Raw genomic sequence first — 25908 nt, 5'->3', positions numbered from 1 at the left:
CCATGAACGAAAGCCAAGACGAAATAGAAGCCGAAGCCCGGCTGCCGCGCACCGACGCGGTTGAGCTGACCGAGGCGGAGATCCTGTCCCGGGTGCTGCACCGCGACGGCTTGATGCTGGTGATCGACAAGCCGGCCGGGCTGCCGGTGCACCGCGGCCCCAAGGGCGGCGCCAACCTGGAAACCGCGTTCGAGTTCCTGCGCTACGGCCTGCCGCGGCCCCCGGTGCTGGCCCACCGGCTCGACCGCGACACGTCCGGCTGTCTGGTGCTCGGCCGCCACCGCAAGGCGACGGCGTCCCTGGGCCTGCTGTTCAAACACAGCCGGATTTCCAAGACCTACTGGGCGGTTGTCGAAGGCGGCCCGGTCGAGGACGAGGGCACCATCGACATGCCGCTCGGCCGGCTCAACGCCGAGCGCGGCTGGTGGATGAAGCCGGACGCCGAGGGACTGAAGGCCGTTACCAATTTTCGGGTGATGGGGCGCGGCGACGGGCTCGCCTGGATGGCGCTGGAGCCGGTCACCGGCCGCACCCACCAGTTGCGGGTCCACAGTTCAGCCTCGGGCTGGCCTATCGTCGGCGACAATATCTACGGTACCGGCCCGCGCTTCGGCGAGCCCACCCTGCATCTGCATGCCCGCGAGATCGTGATCCCGATCTCCCGCAACAAGGACCCGATCCGCGTGGTCGCCCCCGCCCCGCCGCACCTGCATGCGCGGCTGCGGGCCTGCGGCTGGAACGGGGAGTGACACGGCGGGCTTGACGGCTATACGACCAGCCCCTGCTGGATATCCCAGTTCTGATTGGGTGTGAGCGTTGCGGTCATGGCCGTGACATTGGGCGGGAACGCCACCTGTGTCTTTTCCGCGAGCTGGGACAGGTCCATCACCTCGCCCTGCGTCACATCGGCAACCGTCACCCAGTATTCGGGAACGGGCGTGAAGACACATCTGATGTTCGGCACCGCCTGAACCACCATGATGGGCGAGCCGCTCATGCCGATGCCGACACCCAGCGTGTTCATGGGGATCGTGCCGTCGCAGGAAACGATCAACTCGTTGGCCGGGCCGCCGAAATTCTGGCCGGTGAAGCTGAACGCACCGTCGGCGCCGGTCAGCGTGATGCTGTTGCCGGCCGTGACCGGCACGACCTGGACGCGGCGTACTGCACGCCCGGCGCCAGCAGGCCCGTCTCCAGCCAGGCCAGATCGTAGGCCTGCCGCCACCTGAAATTAACCTCGACGCCGCTGGCGATCGGCATCGCGAACCAGGCCAGCGCATGGCCGTTCGGGTCGCGTCCGGGCGCCTGGTAGCAAACGAAGGTCTGCGTCCTGCCGCTGTTGTTGTGAAAGCGCAGCGTGTGCACCGGCGGCTGCCCCGGCGCCGCCTCGAAGATCACCACGTGGCTGTTGTCGATATCGCTGCTGCGGTTGATGAAATCGATCGAAATGGCCGACGGCATTGTCCCCTCCCCCAAATGGAGCGACCCTCTCTCGCCGCGTGGCGGAACGGTATCACTATCTTGGGTTGAGGCAACTGCTAGACCGCCAGCCGTGCGCCGTCGTGCCCCGCCACGGTCAGCTGCCGCACCGCGCCGGGCGTGTCGCCCGCGATCGCCACCGGGATGAAATGCTCGGTGCGGCCCTGCGTCGCGCTCTCGATCAGCACGTTTCGCACGGCGCCGATTTCCGTCGCAAGCCGCCGCTGCAAGGCCGTCTCGCCGGTGGCGCGCAGACGTTTTGCCCGGTCCTTGATGACGGCGCCCGCCAGCTGCGGCATGCGCGCCGCCGGCGTGCCCGGCCGCGGCGAATAGGGAAACACGTGCAGGAAGGTCAGGTCGCACTCCGCGACCAGATCCTGCGAGCGCGCGAACATGCCTTCCGTTTCAGTGGGAAAGCCGGCGATGATGTCGGCGCCGAAGGCGATGTCCGGCCGCAGCCGCCGCACCTGGGCGCAGAAACCGATGGCGTCGGCGCGCAGATGACGGCGCTTCATGCGCTTCAGGATCATGTCGTCGCCCGACTGCAGTGACAGATGCAGATGCGGCATCAGCCGATCATCGTCCGCGATGACGTCGAGCAGGTCGCGGTCGACCTCGATGGAATCGATCGACGAGATCCGCAGCCGGCGCAACTCCGGCACATGGCGCAGGATCTGCTTGACCAGGAAACCGAGCTTCGGCGCGCCCGGCAGGTCGGCGCCATAGCTGGTGAGATCGACGCCGGTCAGCACGATCTCGGCGTGGCCGGCTTCGACCAGAGCGCGGACCTGATCGACCACGCCGCCCATCGGCACCGAGCGCGAATTGCCGCGGCCATAGGGAATGATGCAGAAGGTGCAGCGGTGATCGCAACCATTCTGGATCTGCACGAACACCCGCGGCAGCCCGCTCTGGAAGCCGTCAAGCAGATGCGGCGCCATTTCGCGCACGGCCATGATGTCGGCCACCGCGATCTTTTGCTCGTCGCCGGTGCCGAAGGCGGGCTGGTCCAGCGCCGCGCGCGCATCCCGCCAGGCCATGCTGCGCATCTTGTCGCCATTGCCGACCACGCGGTCGACCTCGGCCATGCCGGCGAATGTTAAAGGCTCGGTCTGCGCCGCGCAGCCGGTGACCACGATGCGGGCATTCGGCCGCTCCCGCTTTAGCCGACGGATCGACTGCCGGGCCTGGGCCACCGCCTGGGACGTGACGGCGCAGCTGTTGATGACGATGGTATCCGACATGCCGGCACCTTCCGCCTCTCGGCGGATCACCTCCGACTCGTAGCTGTTGAGGCGGCAGCCGAAGGTGACGACCTCGACGCTCATGTCACGCGACGGACTTGAACAGCGCCGGATCGAATCGCCCCGCGTATTCGAAGGTGGCGGGACCGGTCATCAGGACGTGATCGTCGCGCTCGCGCCACTCGATGGTCAGTTCGCCGCCGGGCAGCGTCATGTGCACGATGCGGTTGGTGCGCTTCAACCGGGCTGCCGCCACCGCGGTGGCGCAGGCCGCCGAACCGCACGCCTTGGTCAGCCCGGCGCCGCGCTCCCAGGTCCGCATCCCGATGTGATCGCGGTCGACGACGTGGGCCAGCGTGATGTTGGCGCGGTCGGGAAAGATCGGATGGTTTTCCAGCAGCGGTCCGAACTTTTCGAGTTCGTAGGCGGCGATGTCGTCGACCCAGAAGATCGCATGCGGATTGCCCATGCTGACCACCGACGGCGTATGCAGGATCGGCGCGTCGATCGGCCCGATCTGCAATTCGATGCCGCGGGTGTCGCGAAACTCCTCGGCCAGCGGGATGTCCTGCCAGCCGAACTTCGGCACCCCCATGTCGACGGTGTAGAGGTCCGCGGCCGGCCCCTGCCAGCAATTGATCAGCCCAGCCTTGGTCTCGAAGGTGAGCGCGGTCTTGCCGCCATCGGCAAAGGTCTGCTGCGCCACGCAGCGCATGCCGTTGCCGCAGGCGCCGGCCTCCGAGCCGTCATTGTTGTAGATCGACACGAAGGCATCCGTGCCCGCCAGCCGCGGCTTCTGCAGCACCATCAGTTGGTCGAAGGGCACGCCGCCGGGGCCGGCCACCGCGCGGGCCTCGTCCGGCGTCACGGCGGCCGTGCTATCGCGCAGGTCGATCACGACGATCTCGTTGCCGATGCCGTTCATCTTGGCAAATGCGTGGTTGGCCAGCGCGCTCATGTCATGTCCCGGTTTCGCCCGCTTTATATGGCGAAGCTGGCTGGATTGGCCAGTGCGGCGAATCCGGCCTGCCATTTGACGACGTATTGGCCGATCTCGCATGGGACGAAATGCGGAACTGCGTGTTAACGTATTGCCGGATCGCGCATCGCCAGCGCGTCGGATCTGCCGCATGTTGCGGCGCTGGAGACGATTTGAATGAATGGTTCTCGCTTGTTTCGCCTTGCCATCGCTGCGCTGATCCCGGCCGCGGCGCTGTTGCCGGATCTCGCTCTGGCGCAGGCGCCGCCCGCGACCCCGCCGGCCGCCACCGCTCCCGCAACCCCACCTGAAACGCCCGCGCCGGCAGTGCCTGCCACGCCCGCCCCGGCCACGCCGGCAGCGCCAGCCGCCCCGGCGGCACCGGCCACTCCTCCGGCGTCGACGGCGGCTCCGGTCGTGCCGGCCGTCCCCCGGTGCAGACCGCCGACCCGTTCGGCGAGGAGATCACCCTGACGCCCAAGGCGGTGCTGACCTTCAACGGCAAGGCCAACTGGGACTCGGCGTTCGACACCCTGATGGATTCGTTCAAGCAGCTCACCGCGCTGCTCGACAAGCAGGGCATCAAGTCATCGGGCAATTCGATGATCGTCTACACCTCCACCGACGACACCGGCTTCACCTTCCTGGCCGAAATCCCGGTCGACCAGGAGCCGAAGAACCTGCCCAAGGCCATGACCATGGGCAAATCGCCCGAAGGCAAGGCGCTGAAGTTCGTGCATCGCGGCTCCTACGACAACATGGACAACACCTATGAGGCGATCACCAATCACCTCGACAACAAGAAGCTGGAAGCCAAGGACACTTTTATCGAGGAATACATCACCGATCCGCTGAAGACCGCGGAGGACAAGCTGGTGATCAACGTCTATGTGCCGTTGAAGTAGCGATGCGACGGACCGCCCTAAAGAAATCGCCATAAAGAAGCCTTGGACAGGTCAGAAGGATCGGGAATGAAACAGCATCTCATTCTCGCCGCACTGGCCGGCACGCTCGCCGTCACCCCCGCACTTGCGCAGGTCATTCCACCGCCGACGATCTCCGTGACAGGCGAAGGCACCGTCTCGGTGCCGCCGGACATGGCTGTCATCGATGGCGGCGTCACGTCGGAAGCGAAGACCGCGCGCGCGGCTTCCGAGGCCAACAACAACGCCATGGGCAAGGTGCTGCTGGAGCTGAAGAGCGCCGGGATCGATCAAAAGGACGTCCAGACCTCGCGGCTGTCGCTGCAGCCGCAATATGCGCAGCAGACAAAGCCCGGCCCCAACGTCGTGACCGGCTATCGTGCCAGCAATCGCGTCACCATCCGGCTGCGTGACGTCACCAAGGTGGCGGCCACCATCGATACGCTGGCGGCCTCCGGCGCCAACGAGATCGGCGGCATCAATTTCATGGTCGAGAAGGCGTCGAAGCTACTCGACGAAGCCCGTGACCAGGCGATCGCCGATGCCCGTCGCAAGGCCGAAATCTACGCCAAGGCGGCAGGGGTCACCCTCGGCGCGCCGGTCAGTATTTCCGAAGAAGGCGGCGGCGCTCCCGCACCGATGATGTACCGCAAGATGGCTGACATGGCGGCTTCGGCGCCGATCGCGCAGGGTGAAGAAACGCTGCGGGTGACGGTCAGCGTTTCCTGGGCCATCAAGCCGGCGCAGTAGTAACATCGGTCTCGTGTCCCGGACGCGGTGCGGCATTCTCAGGCGATGCACTTGCATCGCCGCTATGCCGCACCGCAGATCCGGGATCCAGCTTCCTGCGATAGGGGGCCCCGGATCTGCGGTGCACAACGCCGCAAGAGCGGGGCAGTGCACCGCGTCCGGGGAACGAGCCCTTCGCTAGCCTAAATCTCAAACACCTGCCCGGGCTTCAGCGCGACAAAGCGCTCGCGCGGCACCTCGGCCCCGTCGAGTGCCTGATGCAATCCGGTCACCGGCGCATCGATGGCCTCGTCGGTGAGTTGGAACGTGCCGTGGTGGTGCGCCAGCGCCTGCTCGGCGCCGCAATCCGCCAGCGCCATCACGGCGTCCTCGGGATTCATGTGCTGGTCCTTCATGAACCAGCGCGGCTCGTAGGCGCCGATCGGCAGGATCGCCAGCCGCAGCGGGCCGTGGGTGTCGCGCACCCGCTTGAAATGGGTGCCGTCGCCGTAGCTGGAATCGCAAACGATGTAGAGCTTGCCAGCCGGCGTCTCCAGCACGAAGCTCGCCCACAATGACTTGTTGCGGTCGAACAGCCCGCGCGCGGTCCAGTGCCGCGTCGCCACCAGCGTGACGCCGACGCCGGAACCGAGGTCCACCCGATCGTTCCAGTCGAAGGCATCGACCCGGATACTGGCGTCGTTGCTGCGCATGGTGGCGTCATTGCCGAGCGGCGTGATGAATCGCGGCGCAATCTGCGCATTCAGCTTCGACAGCGTGGGAATATCGAGATGGTCGTAATGGCCATGGGACACCAGCACGACATCGATCTTCGGCAGCGCGTCGAAGGCGATGCCCGGCGCATGGTGCCGCCTGGGGCCGGCAAACGACACCGGTGAGACCCGATCGGACCACACCGGATCGACCAGAATGTTCAGCCCCGCCGTCTGGATGAGCCAGCTTGCATGGCCGACATAGGACAGCCGCGCGCCTGTCGTCACCGCCGACGGCGGCGCATCGGCATGCTGATTCTCGACCCACTCCGGCCAGGCTTCGCGCTTTCGGCCGCCGCCGAACTGCCAGCGCAGCACCTCGCCAAGTTTCTTCGGCGGCACGCCGTCCGGATCGAAGAAGGTCTTGCCGTCGAAATGGTCGGAGACGGGACCATCATAGTTGCTCATGCGGGAGATCCAGGCGGTCGACAGGCCCGCGGTCACGGCGAGCCCGGCCAGCGATGTCAGAAGACGGCGGCGCGTGAGCGGCATGAGGCGAGACAGGTCCATGCGAAACAAGCCACGCCTTGGGGAGGCGCGGCTTGCATCAGATGTAAATGGCCGGCCTGTTTGGCAAGCCGGGCAACGGGTTTAGTAGCCGACCGTGAAGCGCGCGCGGGAATGCGCCGGCTTTTCGATCTCGTCAGCCATGGCGATGGCATAGTCCTCGAACGAAATGCTGCTGCCCTTGTCGTTGGCCAGCAACTGATCGCCGCCGAGCCGGAACTTGCCGGTGCGCTCGCCGGGGATGAACAGCGCTGATGGCGACAGGAAGGTCCAGTCGAGGCTCGGTTCCTTGCGCAGCACATCGAGGAATACGCCACCGGCAGCGGCCTCGGCCTTGTAGATTTCCGGAAACTCCGGGGTATCGATCAGCTTCACGCCGGGCGCGACCTCCAGGCTGCCGGCGCCGCCGACCACCAGATAGCGCGGAACACCAGCCGATTTGACGGCCTCGATCAGCTTGTGCGGGTCGCTGGCGAGGAAATGCACCGAACTGATCACGGCGTCGTGGCCCTTCAGGACCGGCACCAGGGTGGCGGCGTCGTTGGCGTCGGCCTGCACCGGCGTCACCCCGGGCAACGCCGGTGTCTTCGCCGGATTGCGGGAAATAGCCGTCACGTGGTGGCCGCGGCGGCTGAGTTCGGCGAGAATTTGCGAGCCGGCACGGCCGGTGGCGCCGATCAGGGCGATTTTCATTGGATTCTCCATGTAGTAACTATTCGGTACTAGCTATGGAATTTGTTAGCAGCTGTGAAGAAGGCACCCTCACATAAGCTGGTTACCACCAGGAGACCGCCTTCATGTCGCAGACCCCCAACGCCTATTCGGACAACTGCCCGACCCGCATCGTGCTGGACCGGATCGCCGATAAATGGGCCGTTCTGGTGCTTGGCCTGCTTGGCGACGGACCGGTCCGCTTCAACCAGCTGCGGCGCCAGATCGAGGGCATTTCGCAGAAGATGCTGTCGCAAACCCTGAAAAGCCTGGAGCGCGACGGGCTGGTCAGCCGCAGGGCCATCGCCACCGTGCCGGTGACGGTGGAATATTCCATCACGCCGCTGGGGGCGACCTTGTCGGCCACCGTCGATAGCCTGCGGATCTGGGCCGAAACCCATATCGGGCAGGTTCTGGCCTCGCAGCAGCAATACGACGCGGGTGCAGGCAGGGCGGCCTGATCAGGCTGATATCAACGGCACCGCTTCGGCCGACGCCGCGCGCGCCAGCGCCTGATCCAGCGTCGCCAGCGCGACCTTTTCGCGCTGCGCCAGTTCGAGATAGGCGGCGTCGTAGAAGGTGAGATGGTGGCGGCGAGCCAAATTCAGGATTGCATTTGGATCCGCAATCGGAGCGATTGTGATAGGCAGTTCACCTATCAGGTCCTGGAACTGCGCTGTTTGCTGTAGCGTCGAACGTCCCCGTCGTTCGCCACGCACCAGGACATTGTAAATCTCGAACCACCAGATCCCGGGAACCCGCGCCTCGTGCTTCCTGCCGCGCAGCATCTCAAGGATCGCGGCACTCTCAACGTTGTATTCGTCAGGGAAATGCCAGCTCGCCATGACGGACACGTCGATGACGAGCGGCATCTGCTATTCTCGCCCTTCGTTCTTCCAGGCGATGATTTCTTCTATAGAAGCAGGTTTGACATGCTTGCGAAGTTCAAGAATGCCATCAATGGCGCGATTGGTCCGCGCGATACGGTCTGCCTCAGCCTCGACAGACGGATCGGGATTGATGGTCACGGCATGCCCCCGCGCGACCTCGGCAAACACTTGGCCGATATCGGCTTTTGCTTCGCTTAAACTCACATGTTTCATGGCATTTGCCCTCATGAAGCCCATAATATAACAGTTTTTCGGTCGTTTCGGGAGCCATTCCGGCCTCCCCCACCTCAAAACATTGACTTCCCGGCAGTTTGCCGTATTGATGCCCTCAAATCTCGGAAAGTTCTCTTTTCGACCCGCCGACCGGCCCGTGAGGCCGGAGGTCAACGCCCGACAGCGCGATGCGCCCTCGGGCGCAAAAGTGTTTGGTTACTCGTCCATCATCCGGATGGCGACGCAGGGTGCGATGATCTGATGTTCGACAATCTGTCGGAAAAGCTTGGCGGAATTCTCGACCGGTTGACCGGGCGCGGCGCGCTGTCGGAAGCCGATGTCGATGCCGCCATGCGCGAGGTGCGCCGCGCGCTGCTCGAGGCCGACGTCTCGCTCGACGTGGTCAGCGACTTCGTTGCGCGTGTCCGCGAACAGGCCATCGGCGCCACCGTCGTCAAGTCGGTGACCCCCGGCCAGATGGTCGTCAAGATCGTCCATGACGAGCTGGTCAAGACCCTTGGCGCCGACGGCGAAGGCGGCATCGATCTCGTCGCCGTGCCGCCCGTGGCCATCATGATGGTCGGCCTGCAGGGCTCCGGCAAGACCACCACCACCGCAAAACTCGCCCGCCGCCTGACCCAGCGCGACAAGCGCAAGGTGCTGATGGCCTCGCTCGACATCTATCGCCCGGCGGCGATGGAGCAGCTCGCGGTGCTCGGCCGCGACCTCGACATCCAGACCCTGCCGATCGTTGCCGGCCAGAAGCCCGCCGATATCGCGCGACGTGCGCTGTCGGCCGCAAAACTCGGCGGCTACGACGTGGTGCTGCTCGACACTGCCGGCCGCACCACCCTCGACGAAGACATGATGGCGGAAGCCGCGGAGATCAAAGCCGCCGCCAACCCGCATGAGGTGCTGCTGGTGGCGGATTCGCTGACCGGTCAGGACGCCGTCAATCTGGCGCGCTCGTTCGACCAGCGCGTCGGCCTCACCGGCATCGTGCTGACCCGCGTCGACGGCGACGGCCGCGGCGGCGCGGCGCTGTCGATGCGCGCCGTGACCGGCAAGCCGATCAAGCTGATCGGCACCGGTGAAAAGACCGACGCGCTGGAAGACTTCCACCCCAGCCGCATCGCCGGCCGCATCCTCGGCATGGGCGACGTCGTCTCGCTGGTGGAAAAGGCCGCCGCCCATATCGACGCCGAGAAGGCCGCGCGCACCGCGGAACGCATGCGCAAGGGCCAGTTCGATCTCTCGGACATGCGCGAGCAGCTGATCCAGATGACCAACATGGGCGGCCTCAGCGGCCTGATGGGCATGATGCCCGGCATCGCTAAGCTGAAGAACCAGATCGCCTCCGCCAATCTCGACGACAAGATCGTCAAGCGTCAGATCGCGGTCATCGACTCGATGACGCGGCAGGAACGCAAGAACCCCGACATCCTCAAGGCCAGCCGCAAGAAGCGCATCGCCGCCGGTGCCGGCCTGAAAGTCGAGGAAGTCAACAAGGTGCTGAAAATGCACCGCAACATGGCCGACATGATGAAGGCCATGGGTCAGGGCAAGCGCGGGCCGATGGCCGGCATCGCCCAGGCCATGGGCTTTGGCGGCGGTGGCATGCCCTCGCCGGAGCAGATGAAGGCGATGGCCGAGAAGATGCCCGGCGGACTGCCGCAGGGCATGCCGTCGCTGCCCAAGGAATTTCCGGGTCTCGGAGGACTCGGCAAGCCGACGCTTCCGGGCCTCGGCGGTTTTCCCGGTTTCGGGAAAAAGAAATAAGCGTTTCCAATCACTCACATTCAAACGAACACACTCAGGAGAATCCCATGTCCGTCGTCATCCGTCTTGCCCGTGCCGGCACCAAGAAGCGTCCCGTCTATCACGTCGTCGTCGCCGACTCGCGCTTCCCCCGCGATGGTCGCTTCATCGAGCGTCTCGGCTACTTCAACCCGCTGCTGGCCAAGGACAACGACCTGCGCCTGAAGCTCGACATGGAGAAGGTCAAGACCTGGCTCGCCAAGGGCGCGCAGCCCTCGGATCGCGTCGCGCGCTTCCTCGATGCCGCCGGCGTTGCCAAGCGCGAAGCCCGCAACAATCCGGAAAAGGCCGTGCCCCGCAAGGAGCGCAAGGCCGCTGCCGAAGCCGCTGCCAAGAAGTAAGGGCTGATGCCCGCCGCACAGATCTGCGTCGCGCGCATCGGCGCGCCGCATGGCATCCGCGGCGCGGTCAAGCTCTGGACGTTTACCGAAGATCCGCTGACCGTGATGACTTACGGCCAGCTCAAGACCAAAGATGGCGGCCGCACCTTCGAAGTGGCCACCGCCCGCGAGGGCAAGGGCCATCTGGTGGCGACCTTCAAGGGCGTCAGCAGCCGCGAGGACGCTGAACGCCTCAACGGCATCGAACTGTACATCCCGCGCGACCGGCTGCCCGAGACCGACGATGACGAATATTACCATGCCGATCTGATCGGGCTGGCGGCTGTCGATGCAGCGGATGCACCGATCGGCCGCGTCATCGCCATCCACGATTTCGGCGCCGGCACCATCATCGAGATCGCCCCGCCCGAGGGCAACACCTTGATGCTGCCGTTCACCAATGCGGTGGTGCCGACCGTCGACCTGAAGGCCGGCAAGGTCATCATCGAACTGCCCGGCGAGATCGACGGCGATTCGCCGGACGAGGCGGAAGGGTAGAACTCTCGTGTCCCGGACGCGGTGCGGCATGGCGATGCGCAGCATCGCATGCTGCTCCGCAGATCCGGGATCCCGGTTTCCAGAACAGCTGGACCCCTGATTAGCAGCGCACTACGCCGCTGCGCGACGTATTGCGCAGCATCCGGGGCACAAGGCCGGCGCCTCACCGTTTGACGCTCTCGCCGAGACACGCCATGGAAAGCGATGACCTCCACCCACACCCCCATATGGCGCGCCACCGTGCTGACCTTGTTTCCCGAGATGTTTCCCGGGCCGCTGGGCATCAGCCTGGCCGGCCGTGCACTGGCCTCCGGCCTGTGGACGCTGGAAGCCCGCGACATCCGGGCCTCCGCCACTGATCGCCATCGCAGCGTCGACGACACCCCGGCCGGCGGCGGGCCGGGGATGGTGCTGCGCGCCGACGTGCTGGCGGCGGCGATCGATGCCACAGGTTTGCCGCAAGACCATCCTCGGCTGGTGATGAGCCCGCGCGGTCGGCCATTGACCCAGGCGCGGGTGGCGGAACTGGCCGCCGGACCGGGACCGTTGATCGTCTGCGGTCGCTTCGAGGGCATCGACCAGCGTGTCATCGACGCCCGCGGTCTCGAGGAAGTCTCGATTGGCGATTACGTGCTGTCCGGCGGCGAAATTGCCGCCATGACCGTGATCGACGCCTGTGTGCGGCTCTTGCCCGGCGTGATGGGCAAACTCGAGATCCGGGACCGACGAGAGCTTTTCCGACGGTCTGCTGGAATACCCGCAATATACCCGGCCGCAAATCTTCGAAGACCGCGGGATTCCGGAGGTATTGGCCTCCGGTGACCACGCCAAGGTTGCCAAATGGCGGCGTGCCGAGGCGGAAAGACTGACCGAAAGCCGCAGGCCTGATCTTTGGGCGGCACGTCCGATTGCGCCAGAATCGGGCAAAAAACGAAAACCACCAAAAATCACGACGGACGGGTGACAACCGCTTTGGTTTCCCGTATAGCAGCGCCAAATCCGTGCAATGGCAGGGTATGAGTTTCGAGCGCAGCCCGCGCGACGTCTGGGCGCGCCGCCGATGGAGATTTCGATGAACCTGATTCAGACGCTCGAAAAAGAGCAATACGACAAGCTGATCGACGGCAAGACCATTCCGGAGTTCGGTCCCGGCGATACCGTCATCGTCAACGTGAAAGTTGTCGAAGGCGAGCGTTCGCGCGTGCAGGCCTATGAAGGCGTCTGCATCGGCCGCAACGGCGGCGGGCTCAACGAGAGCTTCACCGTCCGCAAGATTTCCTACGGCGAAGGCGTCGAGCGCGTTTTCCCGGTGATGTCCCCGATGATCGACTCGATCAAGGTTGTGCGTCGCGGCAAGGTGCGTCGCGCCAAGCTGTATTACCTGCGCAACCTGCGCGGCAAGTCGGCCCGCATCGTCGAGAAGAAGACCGAGCGCCCGGTCGCTGCGGCTGCCAAGTAACTTCCGAAACTACCTCGAAATCATCGCGTCGCTGCATTGATTTGGTACAGAAAGCGTGGCGCAAGCCGCGCTTTTTTGTTGGCTGCGTGGGGCTGACTGCGGAGCTCCCAATCACCCCTCGGCATTGGCGTAACCGCCCGCGGGTGCTATATGGTTGGAATGTTTCCAGACCTGTACCAGCGCGCTGCCCGCATCGTGATCGACGATCACTGCCGGCTGCCGGGAAGATTCTTCGGGCGTTTCACGACGTCGATCGCCGCCGAACTTCGAAAGCTCTGACGCTGTCCGTCTAGCCGCCGCTTTTTCAGCGCGTGCCTCGCCGCCATACGGCAACCACCTTGCGCGACACACCCGCTGGCTCACCCATCCTTTCGAGGCTTGATCCAATGACCGACTCCGCAAAACCGACCACCCTGTACGACAAGATCTGGAACGACCATCTGGTGCATGAGGCCGATGACGGCACCTGCCTGCTCTACATCGATCGCCACCTGGTCCATGAAGTGACTTCGCCGCAGGCCTTCGAGGGCTGCGCACCGCAGGCCGCAAGGTCCACGCCCCCGAGAAGACGCTGGCCGTGGTCGACCATAACGTGCCGACCACCGATCGCTCGAAGCCCAATCCGGATCCGGAGAGCACCGAGCAGATCGCGACGCTGGCGGAGAACGTCCGCGAATTCGGCATCGAATATTACAACGAATTCGACAAGCGCCAGGGCATCGTCCACGTCATCGGCCCCGAGCAGGGCTTCACCCTGCCGGGCACCACGATCGTTTGCGGCGACAGCCACACCTCGACCCACGGCGCATTCGGTGCGCTGGCCCATGGCATCGGCACCTCCGAAGTGGAGCACGTGCTGGCGACCCAGACGCTGATCCAGAAGAAGGCGAAGAACATGCGCGTCACCGTCGACGGCGCGCTGCCGGACGGCGTCACCGGCAAGGACATCATCCTGGCGATCATCGGCGAGATCGGCACGGCCGGCGGCACCGGCTATGTGCTGGAATATGCCGGCGAGGCGATCCGCGCGCTGTCGATGGAAGGCCGCATGACCGTCTGCAACATGTCGATCGAGGGCGGCGCCCGCGCCGGGCTGATCGCGCCGGACGAGAAGGCCTACGCATTCCTAAAGGGCCGTCCGATGTCGCCGAAGGACGCCATGTGGGACGAAGCCCAGCGCTATTGGGAAACCCTGCGTTCCGATGAAGGCGCGTTCTTCGATCACGAATTGCGCCTCGACGCAGCCAGGCTGCCACCCATCGTGACCTGGGGCACGAGCCCTGAGGACGTCATCTCGATCAGCGGCAAGGTGCCTGATCCTGCCGAGATCGCCGACGAGGCAAAGCGCCTCTCCAAGGAACGCGCGCTGGCCTATATGGGCCTGGTCGCGGGCACGAAGATCACCGACATCAAACTCGACCGCATCTTCATCGGCTCCTGCACCAATGGCCGCATCGAGGATCTGCGCGCCGCCGCCAAGGTCGTCGAAGGCAAGACGGTGAACGGGAATGTCAGCGCCATGATCGTGCCGGGCTCAGGTCTGGTGAAGGAGCAGGCGGAAGCCGAAGGCCTCGACAAGATCTTCCTCAAGGCGGGCTTCGAATGGCGCGAGCCGGGCTGCTCCATGTGCCTGGCGATGAACCCGGACAAGTTGTCGCCGGAAGAGCGCTGCGCCTCGACCTCGAACCGCAACTTCGAGGGACGTCAGGGCCACAAGGGCCGCACCCATCTGGTGTCGCCGGCGATGGCTGCGGCCGCAGCGATCGCCGGACACTTCGTCGATATCAGGGAGTGGCGCTGAGGCGACGCCTTACACGCTCCTCATACGCGAACTGTCGTCCCCGCGTATGCGGGGACCCAGTAAACGCGATCTTGAGACTTTATTCCCGACGACAACGTTTACTCGATCGCCCGGTCCTGTCGCGCAATTGCGCGCAGGGCGGGCGATGACAGCTGCGTTGTTTGGTTACGGCGACGGTTAGCTACCAATACACATTGAAGCGCCGGTGATGGTGCCGCCAGTGATGGCGTACCCACGGGCGATGGCGACAGATTTTTCGCGGTCCGTAGTAGGTCATCACGATCCGACAGAAGCGGCGCGGATGATAGTAACGGGGCCCGTAGTAGACCGGCGCATAGCCGTAGTAGCGCGGGCGGAAGTGATGCCGGCGAGAACCATAGTAGGGCGCGGGTGCATAGACATGGCGCCGCGCGATGAACGGCGCGCCGTAGCGCAGGCCGCCGCCATGGAAACCGTGGCCGTGCCGGAAGCCGCCGCCGTGAAAGGCCGGACCGGCGCGAAAGGACGGCGCAGCCCTGAACCCGCCGCCCCCACCGTGGAATGCCGGTGCTCCGCCGCGGAATCCACCGCCACCATGAAAGCCACCTCCGCCGCCGTGGAAACCGCCACCGCCATGGTGACCGCCGAAACGGATCTGCGTCGTCAACGCGTCTGGCGCCTGCCGTGCGGCCGGCGATCCACCCGCGCCGATCGGCGACAGCGCCTGCGCCGCAGGCGCGGCTGATATCACAAAGGCGGCTGCTGCAGCCGCGCCGAACGCGCGCACCAGCCCACGCCTGACGATTCGCATGTTCATCATCGAGGTTCCTCCCAACGGCCGAGATTGTGCCCTTGGGAAAGGGCTACCGAAGCCGAGGTGAATGCATCATGAATGCTGCGACGGCCGAAACGAAATGGGCGCCCGATGGGCGCCCGTTGATGTTTACGTGAGTGACGAGGTCCTGCTACCAGCCGCCGAAGCCGAGACCAAATCCGACACGGAGCGGTCCGCCACCGAAGCCATATCCGCCGCCGTAACCGTAGGCGCCATAGGCATAGCTGCGATACGGGCGATAGCCGCCGTAACCATACGGCCGCGGGCCATAGAACGAGCTGCCGTAATAGGCCGGCCGGGCATAACCATAGGATCCGTAGTACGGGGAGCCGCTATAATATGTCGGGCCGACATAGGAGCGATAGTAAGGACGCGCGTAACCGTAGCGTGGACCGTAGTAGCGCGAATGGTAGCCGTGGTGCCTGTGGTGATGGTGCCGGCGGCGCGCGCTGACATCGGTGGCCTTGGTTGCCTTCGACTTGCTGGCAGCGTCGGCTTTTTGCTGCGCTTGCGGCGCCGCATTCGCCGATCCGGCTGTCAGACCGCCGCTCAAACTGACCGTTGCCGCGATGAAGGCTGCGCCAATCCAGGTTTTCATGTCTGTCCTCGTCGTCGTTGGTGACATCTCATATAATTCACATAATGCATTTCGCCGCATATCGTTTCCGCGACAACGCGACGCGCGGCACAGTGCAACGGCCCGCAAGCGGGCCCGTTGGTGTTCGATCGTGAGTCGATCAATAGCGGAAATGACGGCGGTGATGCGGACGGCCGTGATGCCAGCCGTGGTGCCGACGGATCACGGGCGGGCGGTGCCAGCCATGGTGACGACGGTAGCCGTGATGCGGGCGATAGCCGTGGTGATGACGCCGATACTGCACCTCGGTGGTGAGTTTTTCACCGGCACCATTCTGCACGGCTGCGGCAACACCGGGGCTACCGAGCGACATCGCGCTGGCCTGCTGCGCCGGGGCCGTCACGAACAGCAGTCCCGCGACGGCAAACAAGCCGAAAATCTTTTTCACGTTCATGTGGTGTCGCTCCTTCGTTGGGCATCATTGCAGTGTTGTTTCATCGCCCGTGAAGCAACGCTAGGTCGCCGGACGTGAATACAAAGTGAATGGCTGATGCGACAACAAGATGCGGGATGTTCTGTCGCAGCGACGGAACAAATCGACGCGATCGTGAATGCGAGTCGGCGGACCGAGACGATTTAGCCCGGACGCCAGAAGCAGTTCATGCGCGGAACGATGACCGTGCCGCTCGGGCGGAACTCCTGCACATAAGTGGCAGTGCAATCGCGCACGGCGTTGGGCCCGGGATTGTAGCGCGGGGAAACATCAGGCCTGCCATCGTTGCGATAGATCCGCACCCGCGCGCGCGGCCTTCGGCTTTGCGCCGGGAGTTCCGCCTGCTGCGCCTGCGCCAGGCGCGGCGCTGCGGTCTGGGCCTGCGCCGAGGCTGACGGCAGCGATGCCATCGCCAGCGATCCCGTCGCCATCGCAAACCCGATCATTGCTGCTGTAAGCCGCATCATAACGCCCCGAACCGAACCCATTCGGAGGGCAAAGTCCCCGATTGTCGCCCCGCCGTCAACCGCATCCGCCGGCCGGAAACCCGGCTTTTGCGCAATCCGCCGCGATCTCCTAAGAAGACGGCATGTGGCCGTCAGCAAGATCCCCGACCCTCGCCGAAATGGAAGAGATGGCGCACGACATGTTCGCGCGCCTGCCCCAGACCTTTCGCGCGCTGTGCGAGGGTGTGATCATCCGGGTCGACGACTTTCCCACCGAGGAGGTGCTGGAAGAGATGCAGGCCGAGACCGAATTCGACCTGCTCGGCCTGTTCCAGGGCGTCGGCCTGCCGTTCCAGAGCCACGACAACACCGGGCAGCTGCCCAACATGATCTGGCTGTATCGCCGGCCGATCCTGGATTACTGGGCCGAACACGACGAGACCCTGGGCCATATCGTCCGCCATGTCCTGATCCACGAGATCGGCCACCATTTCGGCCTGTCGGATGACGACATGGAGGCCATCGAGGCGCAGGTGAAGGACTAGCCCTGCGCAAATCGGCCTTGGACCCCAGCCCCGATCGGGCTAAAACGCCACCTCAATCTGGGAAAACGCTCATGGAAAAGTTCACCACGCTGGAAGGCGTCGCCGCGCCGATGAAGGTGATCAATGTCGACACCGATATGATCATCCCGAAACAGTACCTGAAGACAATCAAGCGCACCGGTCTCGGCAAGGGCCTGTTTTCCGAAGCGCGCTACAAGGACGACGGCAGCGAGAACCCGGACTTCATCCTCAACAAGCCGGCCTATCGCAACGCCAGGATCCTGGTCGCCGGCGACAATTTCGGCTGCGGCTCGAGCCGTGAGCACGCGCCCTGGGCGCTGCTCGACTTCGGCATCCGCTGCGTGATCTCGACCTCGTTCGGCGACATCTTCTACAATAACTGCTTCAAGAACGGCGTGCTGCCGATCCGCGTCTCCCAGGACGACCTCGACAAGCTGTTCGACGACGCCGAGCGCGGCGCCAACGCCACCGTCTCCATCGATCTGGCGGCCCAAGAAATCCGCGGCCCCGACGGCGGCACGGTGCATTTCGAGATCGACGCGTTCCGCAAGCACTGCATGCTCAACGGCCTCGACGACATCGGCCTGACCAAGGAAAAGCAGACCTCCATCGACGCCTACGAAGCCAAGGCGAAGACCGAACGCGCCTGGGCGTAAGCACCGAACGCGGGATGGGTTGAGCGCTTGCGAAACCCATCCCGCTATTGACTGCTGCGATGGGTTTCGCGGAGTTTATCATCGGGCGCGCTTCGCGCGACCCGTTGGCTCACCCCATCCTACGGCAGCAATGTCCTCGTCACCCCATGGCCGCGATCGCATCCGCAATCGCGATGGTGCGCTTGGCCATCTCGGCGTGCAGCCGCTCCACCATCTTGCCGTCAAGCTGAATAGCGCCGCGCGAGGCGTTTTCCGGCTGTGCGAAGGCCGCGAGGATGCGACGCGCCTGCGCCACTTCGTCGTCCGGCGGCGTAAAGATCCGGTTGCAGGCCTCGATCTGGCCGGGATGGATCAGCGTCTTGCCGTCGAAGCCAAGGTCGCGGCCCTGGGCGGCTTCTTCGGCAAAGCCCTCGGCATCGCCGATGCCGCTATAAGGGCCATCGAGGATGTCGAGGCCGTACAACCGTGACGCCAGCACGCAATGGGTGATCATCGGCAGCATGGCCGCGCGGCCGGGCCGCATCGCGATGCGGGTCTCGCGGGCGATGTCGTTGGGGCCGAACACGAAGCCGGCCAGCCGCATCTCGGAATCCTTCGAACACGCCGCCAGTTCCTCACAATGCAGGATGGCGCGCGAGGTCTCGATCATCGCCCAGACCTTGATCGCCATGTCGGCATTGATGTCGCTGAGCCGGTCGGCGATCGCCGACAAATCCTCCACGCTGGACACCTTGGGCACCAGGATGCCGTCGGGCCTGACCTTGCCGGCCATGGTCACGTCGTCGATCCACCAGGGGAATCCAGCGCGTTGATGCGGATAATCACCTCGCGCTTGCCGAAGCCGCGGGCGGCAACCGCCGCGGCGATGTTGTCGCGCGCGGCGGCCTTGGCGTCCGGCGCCACTGCGTCCTCGAGGTCGAGGATGACGCCGTCCACCGGCAGGGTGCGGGCCTTTTCCAGCGCACGCGGGTTCGATCCCGGCATGAACAGCAGACTGCGGCGCGGACGGATCATGGCGTTCTTCCCTCGGTTTATGGCCATGCCGCGATAACATTTCGGCCGGCGGCCCGAAAGGCTTGTTCGCAGCTGCGTCCTATGGTGAATCGGGGCAACCCATGAGGTACCCATGACCTTCCCAGCGAACCTGATCTCCGGCTACCAGACCTTCACCGCGCAGCGGCTGCCCACCGAGCAGTCGCGCTATCGCGAACTGTCGGAGCGCGGGCAGTCCCCGGAAGTGATGGTGATCGGCTGTTGCGATTCACGCGTGTCACCGGAGGTCATCTTCGACGCCAGCCCCGGTGAACTCTTTGTGGTGCGCAACATCGCCAACCTTGTGCCGGTGTATCAGCCCGACGGCGGCGCCCACGGCGTTTCGGCGGCGCTGGAATATGCCGTTCAGGTGCTGAAGGTGAAGCACATCGTGGTGCTCGGCCACGCACAATGCGGCGGCATCCGCGCCTTCGTCGACAACGCCGCGCCGCTATCGCCCGGCGATTTCATCGGGCGCTGGATGTCGATGTTCATCAAGCCCGGTGAGAAGGTCGAGATCCGCGGCCATGAGACCATGACGGATTTTGCCACCCGCATCGAAAAGGCCGCGGTGATGCGCAGCCTGGAAAATCTGCTGACCTTCCCGTTCGTCAAATCCGCCATCATCCGCGGCGAGCTGCAGCTGCACGGCGCCTATTTCGGCGTCGCGGTGGGCTCGCTGTCGGTGCTGGATCAGGAAGCGAAGGAATTCGTGTCGGTGAGGTAACTTCACCCTCCCCTGGAGGGGAGGGTCGACGTGCGGCACGCGAAGCGTGATGCGCGTCGGGGTGGGGTGAAGCTCCGATCGCAGTCCGAACCAATGGTCAAAGAAGCGGGCAGAGCAGGAGGAGAGACCATCGTCTCACCGAGGCGCTGTCACCCCACCCCGCTCGCTGCCGGCTCCGCCGGCAACAAACGACCCTCCCCTCTCGCGCAGCTTCGCTGCGCTAAGGGAGGGTAAGCAAGTTACGCCGCTTTCTTCTTCGCGCTGATCAGCTTGCGGTTGATCAGGCATTCCGCGATCTGGATCGCGTTGAGCGCCGCACCCTTGCGCAGGTTGTCGGACACGCACCACAGCACCAGGCCGTTTTCCACCGTGTTGTCCTCACGGATGCGGCTGATGTAGGTGGCGTCCTCGCCGGCGGATTCATAGGGCGTGACGTAGCCGCCGGGCTCACGCTTGTCGATCACCAGGCAACCCGGCGCGTTGCGCAGGATGTCGCGGGCTTCATCGGCCGAGATCGGGTTCTCGAATTCGATGTTGACCGCTTCGGAGTGGCCGACGAACACCGGCACGCGCACGCAGGTCGCGGTCAGCCTGATTTTGGGATCAAGAATCTTCTTGGTCTCCATCATCATCTTCCACTCTTCCTTGGTGAAGCCGTCTTCCATGAACACGTCGATCTGCGGGATGACGTTGAAGGCGATCCGCTTCGGGAATTTGGTGTTGACCAGTTCGCTGTTGGTGTAGACGGCCTTGGTCTGCGAGAACAATTCGTCCATCGCTTCCTTGCCGGCGCCCGACACCGACTGATAGGTCGAGACCACCACGCGCTTGATCACAGCCTTGTCGTGCAGCGGCTTCAGCGCCACCACCAGCTGCGCGGTCGAGCAGTTCGGATTGGCGATGATGCCCTTCTTGGTGAAGCCGGCAACCGCGTCGGCGTTCACCTCCGGCACGATCAGCGGCACGTCCGGATCCATCCGCCACTGCGACGAATTGTCGATCACCACGGCGCCGGCCGCGGCGATCTTCGGCGACCATTCCTTGGACACGGCGCCGCCGGCCGACATCAGGCAGATGTCGACGTCGCTGAAGTCGTAATGCTCCAGCGCTTTGCATTTCAGGGTACGGTCGCCATAGGACACTTCGACGCCCATGCTGCGGCGGGAGGCCAGCGCCACCACCTCGTCAGCGGGGAATTTACGTTCGTCCAGGATGTTGAGCATTTCACGCCCGACATTGCCGGTCGCTCCGACCAGCGCGACTTTGTAACCCATCGTTCACTCTCCGAAGAAAAATGCTTCGCCCCCGCTCACAGCGGAAAGGGAAGAGGCAGCGCTTCTATGCGAAAAACGCGAGCAAGACAACTTCCGACGATTTCGCGCCCACCTGTGTGTTCTGATGCGTTCAATTCCAGCCGAACATCGTGCCCGCCATGCCGGCATCCACCCGGCCTTGCAGAGCTTTGCCGACGACTGCCAGCGCACCATCGTGCACTTGGTGGCCTATATGGGGGGCCTGGCCTTCCTTGTCATCGTCGCCGTCACCCTGTTCGACCGCATCGAACTGGAGACGCCCACGGAGCCGGCCCGGACAGGCTGGAGCGTGGCTGCGCGTTCGCATCCGGCTTTTGCCGTCAGCCAGTTCGATTCTTCTGGCAAAACAGAGACTTACGAAATCCTTCGGCATCCGGATGGCGGCCGCAAGGATATCCTGCGCTGGGCCGCCCCCCATGAAAGGCCGATTGCCGAGCTGGAATTGTACCGCCCCGGCGCCGAGGCCAGCGCTGACGGGCCGCCGGCCGCCGCCGTTGCCGCCCGCATGGACCCCGACGGCACCAGGGAAATCGCCGGTGAAGGCATCGTCGACAGCAAGTTCGGCCCGGTGTCGCTGTTCGGCTTCGCCGATCGCATGAATGACGTCCAGCGCTGCCTCGGCTTCATGAAAAACCTCGACACCGCCAACCTGCGGATTTCCGGCTGGTCCTGCCAGGGCGACAGCCTGCCGGCGCGCCGCGCCGCCATCGCCTGCACCCTCAATCGGCTGATCCTGCTGACCGCCGGCGGTGACCCGAAACTGGCGGAATTGTTCGCCCACGCCGAACTCAAGCGCGGCAGTTGCTCCACCGGGTCGGCGCTGAGCGCGACCTCTGCCGACTGGGTCACCGGCGCCCAAAATCCGCTGCTGCGCGGCAGTTTGTGAACATCGAAGCGCCCGATCAGGCTCAAGCCTCTGGTCCTGATGCAACATTCCGCCGCGGCGGGCATTATGTGATGGGGTGTGGCCGGATTGACCTTGTGGCCCTATACCTGCGGCAGCTAAACTGGCAGCAAATCAGGGTGCGCCGCATCGCTCGCCCCACCTGACGCCCATGAGGATGTAATGACCGTGAAATTCCCCGCCGCGAAGACGATTGCAAAGCTGCTCGCGGCGATCGCCGTGGTTGCGGTGGGCCTTGGCGCCACCCAGGCCGATGCCGCCAAGCGCAAATATGACGACCGCGGTCGCCCGATTGCCTACGGCCGCAGCGGCCCCAACACCTCCTACATGTCCGGTCCGCGTACCCGCGTGTTCGTGACCAAGCGGTCCTGGCTCGATGCCGGCGTCGAAGTGCTGCCCGGCGACCGCAAGTTCAGCGATTACGCCTTCCCGCCGGGCTACTCCTTCGCCCGCGAAAACCTGAACCGCCCGACCGACCGCCAGCCCTTGAATTCGCAGTGGGATCTCGGCGGCTATCCGGAGCGCTTCCCGCTGTACTGAGCGCAGCAACATCGATTGACGAAAAATGCCCGGCTGAGCCGGGCATTTTTATTTGCGTGCGCCAAAAGCACCAGCATCGTCATCCTGAGGCGCTCGCCGCCTTCGGCGAGCCTCGAAGGATGCGGCCACCGGTGTCGGCGCTCCATCCTTCGAGGCGCGCAAGAGCGCGCTCCTCAGGATGACGTCGGAGATAGCGGCGGGAACGACTGCGGAGGCGCGACTTACCCGTGCAGCGCCTGCAGCTCGGCCAGCAGTGCCTCGCCCATTTGCGCCGTGCTGACCGTCGCGGATCCCGCAGTTGCGATATCCGCCGTGCGCAGGCCCTTGGCCAGCACCGCGGCGATGGCTTCATCGACCTTGTCGGCGAGCTCACCGAGTTCCAACGAATAGCGCAGCGCCATGCCGAACGAGGCGATCATGGCCAGCGGATTGGCCTTGCCGGTGCCTGCGATATCCGGTGCCGAGCCGTGCACCGGCTCATACATCGCCTTGCGTTTACCGGTCTTGGCATTGACTTCGCCGAGCGAGGCCGACGGCAGCATGCCCAATGACCCCGTCAGCATCGCCGCGATGTCGGAGAGCATGTCGCCGAACAGATTGTCGGTGACGATGACGTCGAACTGCTTCGGCCATTTCACCAGGTTCATGCCGCCGGAATCCGCGAGCTGGTGCTCGAGCTTGACGTCCGTGTATTCACGGCCGTGCACCTGCGTCACCACCTCGTTCCACAACACGCCGGATTTCATGACGTTGCGCTTTTCCATCGACGTCACCTTGTTCTGACGCTTGCGCGCCAGATCGAAAGCGACGCGCGCGATGCGCTCGATCTCGTAGGTGTCGTAGACTTGGGTATCGATGGCGCGCTTCTGGCCGTTGCCGAGATCGGTGATGGTCTTCGGCTCGCCGAAATACACGCCGCCGGTCAGCTCGCGCACGATCATGATGTCGAGGCCCTCGACGATCTCGCGCTTCAGGCTCGATGAATCCGCCAGCGCCGGATAGCACACTGCCGGCCGCAGGTTGGCGAACAGGCCGAGATCCTTGCGCAGGCGCAGCAGGCCGGCCTCGGGGCGCGCCTCATAGGGCACGGCGTCCCATTTCGGTCCGCCCACGGCGCCGAAGATAATGGCATCGGCGGCTTCCGCCCGGGCCATCGTGGCATCCGTGATGGCCAGCTTGTCGGCGTCATAGGCGGCGCCGCCCACCAGGCCGTCTTCGGTGGTGAAATGCGCGATGCCCTGGGCGTCGATCCAGTCGATCAGCCGCTTCACCTCCGCCATCACTTCGGGGCCGATGCCGTCGCCGGGGAGAAGCAGCAGTTTGTGGGTCGCCATGGTCGATATCCCTGAAATTTCTTGATGCGCGCGGAGTGCTAAAGCGCCATTGCACGGTTGGCAAGACAGCGTTGCCGGTTCGCTGCCTTGCAGTGTGCGGCGCACAGCTGACAGACTGCGGCGAAGCCGGAGTTTCCCTTGACAGTCCGCGTCCAGTCGCCTTCGCCCGCATCCCCCGCCGGGTTGATCCTGATGCTGTCGCTGTCCCCGGCGATCGGGCTGGGCGTCGGGCGGTTTGCCTATTCGCTGGTTCTGCCGGATATGCGCGACAGCCTGCACTGGTCCTATTCGGCGGCGGGATTCATGAACACCGTCAACGCCGCCGGTTACCTGGCCGGCGCGCTGGCGGCAGCAAGCCTCGGCAAGCGCTACGGGCTGTTTGCCTTGGTGCGGGCCGGCACGCTCGCTTGCGTGATGTCGCTGCTGCTATGCGGCCTGTCGGCCGATTTTACGGTCCTGAGCGCGGCCCGGCTGCTGGCCGGCTTCGGCGCCGCGGTGGGCTTCGTTGCCGGCGGCACGCTGGCGGCGACCATCGCGCAGCGCACGCCGGCCCGGGCCAGCTTCCTGCTCAGCCTGTTCTATGCCGGGCCCGGCCTGGGCATCCTGGTATCCGGGCTGATGGCCCCGTTCCTGCTGCAGGGGTTCGGAGCCGGATCGTGGTGGATCGTGTGGCTGGCGCTGGCGCTCGTCACCGCAATGCTGACGGTGCCGCTGTTTATCGTCGCCTTCGACGACACGGCCGGACGCCCCGAAGCCACGCCGGCGCCGTTCGCGATCCGGCCGGTATGGATCTATCTGGCCGGCTATTTCCTGTTTGGCGCCGGCTACATCGCCTACATGACCTTCATGATCGCCTACGTCCGCGATCTCGGCGGCGGCGCCGCGGCGCAGAGCGCGTTCTGGTCTCTGATCGGGCTGTCCGCCTTCGTCACGCCATGGGTCTGGCGCGGCGTCCTTGCGCGCGGCCGCGGCGGCAGCGCCACTGCGATCATTCTCGGCGTCAACGCCGTCGGTGCGACCTTGCCCCTGCTTGGTCACTCCGTGTGGTGGCTGGCGGCATCGGCTGCCGTGTTCGGCGTCGCCTTCTTCGCCGTGGTGGCCTCCACGACCGCCTTCGTCCGCTTCAACTATCCGCCGGAGGCGTGGCCCCGGGCGATCGCCGCGGTCACCATCGTGTTCGGCATCGGCCAGATCCTCGGCCCGATCGCCATCGGCGCCCTCACCGACGCCACCGGAAGCCTCACCTCGGCGCTCGTGGTGTCAGCCGCCGCACTGGCCATCGGCGCGGTGGCGGCGGCGTTCCAGAAGCCGCTCAGCTTCCGCTGAAGTCGTTGTAGCCCTGATCTTCCCAGTAGCCGCCCTTGTAGTCGTTGGTGACTTCCATGGAGACCACGTATTTCGGATTCTTGAAGCCGAGCTTTGTCGGCACCCGGATCTTCATCGGGAAGCCATAGGCGCGCAGGAGGATCTTGTTGTCGAACTTGAAGGTCATCTGGGTCTGCGCATGCAGCGCGGTAGGCATGTCGAGCGGGCTCGTATAGCCCTCTGCGCAGCGGAACCAGACATATTTCGCCTTGGTGTCAGCACCGACCAAAGCGAGGAAATCGCGCAGCGGCGTGCCCTGCCATGAGCCGATGGCGCTCCAGCCCTCGACGCAGATGTGGCGGGTGATCTGGCTCACCTCGGGCAGCTTGTAGAGCTCCGGCAGGGTCCATGACTTCTTGTTCTGCACTAGGCCGGAGACCTCGAGTTTCCAGTGTGCGCCATCCACCTCGGGCGCCTCGTCCTCCTGGTAGTAGGCATTGAACGGGAACGGCCGCTTGATGTCCTTTTCCGAAAAGGTCGGCGCCAGTGCGTTGGGATTGAAGATCGCCGCCTGCACGCCATCGTTGAACTTGGAGATCTGCGCCAGCATGCTTTCGGCGGAAAAACTGTCGGAGACGTCGCAGCCGGTGAGAAAGGTCAGCGCGCCCAGGCTGGCGCCCGACGCGATGAAACGGCGCCGCGACAGGTCGGGCATGAGCCGGGTGGCGTCGCGCACCAGCAGATTCTTGTCGACGCCGGGGATGATGAGCGAGCGAATTGTCTTGATCATGTTCGTT

The 25908-nt window shown here is 64.7% G+C and carries 28 protein-coding genes and 4 pseudogenes; 16 read left to right on the top strand and 16 right to left on the bottom strand.

Annotated elements, in window-relative coordinates; all coding sequences use genetic code 11:
• The first annotated feature begins 113 nt into the window (after nucleotides 1-113).
• Nucleotides 114-749 (top strand): RluA family pseudouridine synthase, encoded by a 636-nt coding sequence (locus ONR75_RS02320; protein WP_265083500.1) that lies wholly within the window; start codon nucleotides 114-116, stop codon nucleotides 747-749.
• Nucleotides 750-766: 17 nt separating this feature from the next.
• On the opposite strand, the gene ONR75_RS02315 is transcribed toward ONR75_RS02320, so the two are convergent.
• From ONR75_RS02315 to dapF, 4 genes are all read right to left on the bottom strand, one after another.
• Entirely contained in the window at nucleotides 767-1147 is a 381-nt protein-coding gene (locus tag ONR75_RS02315; RefSeq protein ID WP_265081204.1) for a hypothetical protein, read from the bottom strand.
• Nucleotides 1114-1461 carry a hypothetical protein gene (locus tag ONR75_RS02310; protein WP_265081203.1) on the bottom strand — a complete coding sequence of 116 codons (348 nt, stop codon included), beginning with the start codon at nucleotides 1459-1461 and terminating at the stop codon, nucleotides 1114-1116. The genes ONR75_RS02315 and ONR75_RS02310 overlap by 34 nt, the downstream gene beginning before the upstream one ends.
• Before the next feature lie 77 nt (nucleotides 1462-1538).
• Entirely contained in the window at nucleotides 1539-2807 is a 1269-nt protein-coding gene (mtaB, locus tag ONR75_RS02305; protein WP_265081202.1) for a tRNA (N(6)-L-threonylcarbamoyladenosine(37)-C(2))-methylthiotransferase MtaB, read from the bottom strand.
• 1 nt (nucleotide 2808) lies between these two features.
• A complete protein-coding gene (dapF, locus tag ONR75_RS02300; RefSeq protein WP_265081201.1) occupies nucleotides 2809-3681 on the bottom strand; it encodes a diaminopimelate epimerase in 873 nt (290 codons plus the stop codon).
• 198 nt (nucleotides 3682-3879) lie between these two features.
• Between dapF and ONR75_RS02295 the strand changes: the two are divergent.
• Together ONR75_RS02295 and ONR75_RS02290 are read left to right on the top strand one after the other, a co-directional pair.
• Nucleotides 3880-4607: pseudogene (locus tag ONR75_RS02295) on the top strand (GyrI-like domain-containing protein).
• A 66-nt stretch (nucleotides 4608-4673) separates the two neighbouring features.
• Nucleotides 4674-5375, top strand: a complete 702-nt coding sequence (locus tag ONR75_RS02290) for an SIMPL domain-containing protein (RefSeq protein WP_265081200.1) — start codon at nucleotides 4674-4676, stop codon at nucleotides 5373-5375.
• Nucleotides 5376-5557: 182 nt separating this feature from the next.
• Here the strand turns inward: ONR75_RS02290 and ONR75_RS02285 are convergent, their stop codons facing one another.
• Both ONR75_RS02285 and ONR75_RS02280 read right to left on the bottom strand, forming a co-directional pair.
• On the bottom strand, nucleotides 5558-6619 hold the full coding sequence (locus tag ONR75_RS02285; protein ID WP_265081199.1) for an MBL fold metallo-hydrolase: 1062 nt from the start codon (nucleotides 6617-6619) through the stop codon (nucleotides 5558-5560).
• 99 nt (nucleotides 6620-6718) lie between these two features.
• Nucleotides 6719-7327, bottom strand: coding sequence for an NAD(P)-dependent oxidoreductase (locus ONR75_RS02280; protein ID WP_265081198.1), 609 nt, complete (start codon nucleotides 7325-7327; stop codon nucleotides 6719-6721).
• A gap of 104 nt (nucleotides 7328-7431) precedes the next feature.
• On the opposite strand from ONR75_RS02280, the gene ONR75_RS02275 reads away from it, so the two are divergent.
• Nucleotides 7432-7806: a winged helix-turn-helix transcriptional regulator gene (locus ONR75_RS02275; protein ID WP_265081197.1), complete on the top strand. Its 375-nt coding sequence runs from the start codon at nucleotides 7432-7434 to the stop codon at nucleotides 7804-7806.
• Here ONR75_RS02275 and ONR75_RS02270 read toward each other — a convergent pair whose 3' ends face one another.
• Both ONR75_RS02270 and ONR75_RS02265 read right to left on the bottom strand, forming a co-directional pair.
• Nucleotides 7807-8217, bottom strand: coding sequence for a type II toxin-antitoxin system VapC family toxin (locus ONR75_RS02270; RefSeq protein WP_265081196.1), 411 nt, complete (start codon nucleotides 8215-8217; stop codon nucleotides 7807-7809).
• A 3-nt stretch (nucleotides 8218-8220) separates the two neighbouring features.
• Entirely contained in the window at nucleotides 8221-8448 is a 228-nt protein-coding gene (locus ONR75_RS02265) for a prevent-host-death protein (RefSeq protein WP_265081195.1), read from the bottom strand.
• A gap of 261 nt (nucleotides 8449-8709) precedes the next feature.
• Here ONR75_RS02265 and ffh point away from each other — a divergent pair, with 261 nt between their 5' ends.
• From ffh to leuC, 6 genes and pseudogenes are all read left to right on the top strand, one after another.
• Complete coding sequence (gene ffh, locus ONR75_RS02260; protein ID WP_265081194.1) at nucleotides 8710-10227, top strand: signal recognition particle protein; 1518 nt, start codon at nucleotides 8710-8712, stop codon at nucleotides 10225-10227.
• Between the two features lie 47 nt (nucleotides 10228-10274).
• A complete protein-coding gene (rpsP, locus tag ONR75_RS02255; RefSeq protein ID WP_265081193.1) occupies nucleotides 10275-10607 on the top strand; it encodes a 30S ribosomal protein S16 in 333 nt (110 codons plus the stop codon).
• A gap of 6 nt (nucleotides 10608-10613) precedes the next feature.
• Complete coding sequence (gene rimM / locus ONR75_RS02250) at nucleotides 10614-11144, top strand: ribosome maturation factor RimM (RefSeq protein WP_265081192.1); 531 nt, start codon at nucleotides 10614-10616, stop codon at nucleotides 11142-11144.
• Between the two features lie 204 nt (nucleotides 11145-11348).
• Nucleotides 11349-12108: pseudogene (gene trmD, locus ONR75_RS02245) on the top strand (tRNA (guanosine(37)-N1)-methyltransferase TrmD).
• A 108-nt stretch (nucleotides 12109-12216) separates the two neighbouring features.
• Entirely contained in the window at nucleotides 12217-12603 is a 387-nt protein-coding gene (gene rplS / locus ONR75_RS02240) for a 50S ribosomal protein L19 (protein WP_265081191.1), read from the top strand.
• A 386-nt stretch (nucleotides 12604-12989) separates the two neighbouring features.
• Nucleotides 12990-14404, top strand: a pseudogene (gene leuC / locus ONR75_RS02235) (3-isopropylmalate dehydratase large subunit).
• 181 nt (nucleotides 14405-14585) lie between these two features.
• Here leuC and ONR75_RS02230 read toward each other — a convergent pair.
• The 4 genes from ONR75_RS02230 to ONR75_RS02215 form a co-directional block, all read right to left on the bottom strand.
• The gene (locus ONR75_RS02230) at nucleotides 14586-15203 is read right to left on the bottom strand and encodes a hypothetical protein (protein WP_265081190.1); all 618 of its coding nucleotides are present in this window, start codon (nucleotides 15201-15203) and stop codon (nucleotides 14586-14588) included.
• Between the two features lie 145 nt (nucleotides 15204-15348).
• Nucleotides 15349-15816 (bottom strand): hypothetical protein, encoded by a 468-nt coding sequence (locus ONR75_RS02225; RefSeq protein ID WP_265081189.1) that lies wholly within the window; start codon nucleotides 15814-15816, stop codon nucleotides 15349-15351.
• A 139-nt stretch (nucleotides 15817-15955) separates the two neighbouring features.
• Nucleotides 15956-16249 carry a hypothetical protein gene (locus ONR75_RS02220; RefSeq protein ID WP_265081188.1) on the bottom strand — a complete coding sequence of 98 codons (294 nt, stop codon included), beginning with the start codon at nucleotides 16247-16249 and terminating at the stop codon, nucleotides 15956-15958.
• Nucleotides 16250-16431: 182 nt separating this feature from the next.
• Nucleotides 16432-16734, bottom strand: a complete 303-nt coding sequence (locus ONR75_RS02215; RefSeq protein WP_265081187.1) for a hypothetical protein — start codon at nucleotides 16732-16734, stop codon at nucleotides 16432-16434.
• A 143-nt stretch (nucleotides 16735-16877) separates the two neighbouring features.
• On the opposite strand from ONR75_RS02215, the gene ONR75_RS02210 reads away from it, so the two are divergent.
• Both ONR75_RS02210 and leuD read left to right on the top strand, forming a co-directional pair.
• Nucleotides 16878-17279, top strand: coding sequence for a metallopeptidase family protein (locus tag ONR75_RS02210; RefSeq protein ID WP_265081186.1), 402 nt, complete (start codon nucleotides 16878-16880; stop codon nucleotides 17277-17279).
• Nucleotides 17280-17350: 71 nt separating this feature from the next.
• Nucleotides 17351-17956, top strand: coding sequence for a 3-isopropylmalate dehydratase small subunit (gene leuD / locus ONR75_RS02205; RefSeq protein ID WP_265081185.1), 606 nt, complete (start codon nucleotides 17351-17353; stop codon nucleotides 17954-17956).
• 139 nt (nucleotides 17957-18095) lie between these two features.
• Here leuD and ONR75_RS02200 read toward each other — a convergent pair.
• Nucleotides 18096-18970: pseudogene (locus ONR75_RS02200) on the bottom strand (HpcH/HpaI aldolase/citrate lyase family protein).
• A 112-nt stretch (nucleotides 18971-19082) separates the two neighbouring features.
• Here ONR75_RS02200 and ONR75_RS02195 point away from each other — a divergent pair.
• Nucleotides 19083-19715 (top strand): carbonic anhydrase, encoded by a 633-nt coding sequence (locus ONR75_RS02195; RefSeq protein ID WP_265081184.1) that lies wholly within the window; start codon nucleotides 19083-19085, stop codon nucleotides 19713-19715.
• A gap of 239 nt (nucleotides 19716-19954) precedes the next feature.
• On the opposite strand, the gene ONR75_RS02190 is transcribed toward ONR75_RS02195, so the two are convergent.
• Nucleotides 19955-20989 carry an aspartate-semialdehyde dehydrogenase gene (locus ONR75_RS02190; RefSeq protein ID WP_265081183.1) on the bottom strand — a complete coding sequence of 345 codons (1035 nt, stop codon included), beginning with the start codon at nucleotides 20987-20989 and terminating at the stop codon, nucleotides 19955-19957.
• Nucleotides 20990-21113: 124 nt separating this feature from the next.
• Here ONR75_RS02190 and ONR75_RS02185 point away from each other — a divergent pair, with 124 nt between their 5' ends.
• Nucleotides 21114-21914, top strand: a complete 801-nt coding sequence (locus ONR75_RS02185) for a hypothetical protein (protein ID WP_265081182.1) — start codon at nucleotides 21114-21116, stop codon at nucleotides 21912-21914.
• A 180-nt stretch (nucleotides 21915-22094) separates the two neighbouring features.
• Nucleotides 22095-22472 carry a hypothetical protein gene (locus ONR75_RS02180; RefSeq protein ID WP_265081181.1) on the top strand — a complete coding sequence of 126 codons (378 nt, stop codon included), beginning with the start codon at nucleotides 22095-22097 and terminating at the stop codon, nucleotides 22470-22472.
• A 221-nt stretch (nucleotides 22473-22693) separates the two neighbouring features.
• Here ONR75_RS02180 and leuB read toward each other — a convergent pair whose 3' ends face one another.
• A complete protein-coding gene (gene leuB / locus ONR75_RS02175; protein ID WP_265081180.1) occupies nucleotides 22694-23806 on the bottom strand; it encodes a 3-isopropylmalate dehydrogenase in 1113 nt (370 codons plus the stop codon).
• A gap of 192 nt (nucleotides 23807-23998) precedes the next feature.
• Here leuB and ONR75_RS02170 point away from each other — a divergent pair, with 192 nt between their 5' ends.
• Nucleotides 23999-25132 (top strand): YbfB/YjiJ family MFS transporter, encoded by a 1134-nt coding sequence (locus ONR75_RS02170; RefSeq protein ID WP_265083499.1) that lies wholly within the window; start codon nucleotides 23999-24001, stop codon nucleotides 25130-25132.
• Here ONR75_RS02170 and ONR75_RS02165 read toward each other — a convergent pair.
• The gene (locus ONR75_RS02165; protein WP_265081179.1) at nucleotides 25119-25901 is read right to left on the bottom strand and encodes a molybdopterin-dependent oxidoreductase; all 783 of its coding nucleotides are present in this window, start codon (nucleotides 25899-25901) and stop codon (nucleotides 25119-25121) included. The two genes, ONR75_RS02170 and ONR75_RS02165, sit on opposite strands and share 14 nt — an antisense overlap.
• Nucleotides 25902-25908: the final 7 nt, after the last annotated feature.

Origin of the sequence: Rhodopseudomonas sp. P2A-2r, from assembly GCF_026015985.1 — a bacterium.
GTDB lineage: Bacteria > Pseudomonadota > Alphaproteobacteria > Rhizobiales > Xanthobacteraceae > Tardiphaga.
Note: the sequence above shows the minus strand (reverse complement) of the source record. Positions and strands in the feature narration are given on the sequence as shown.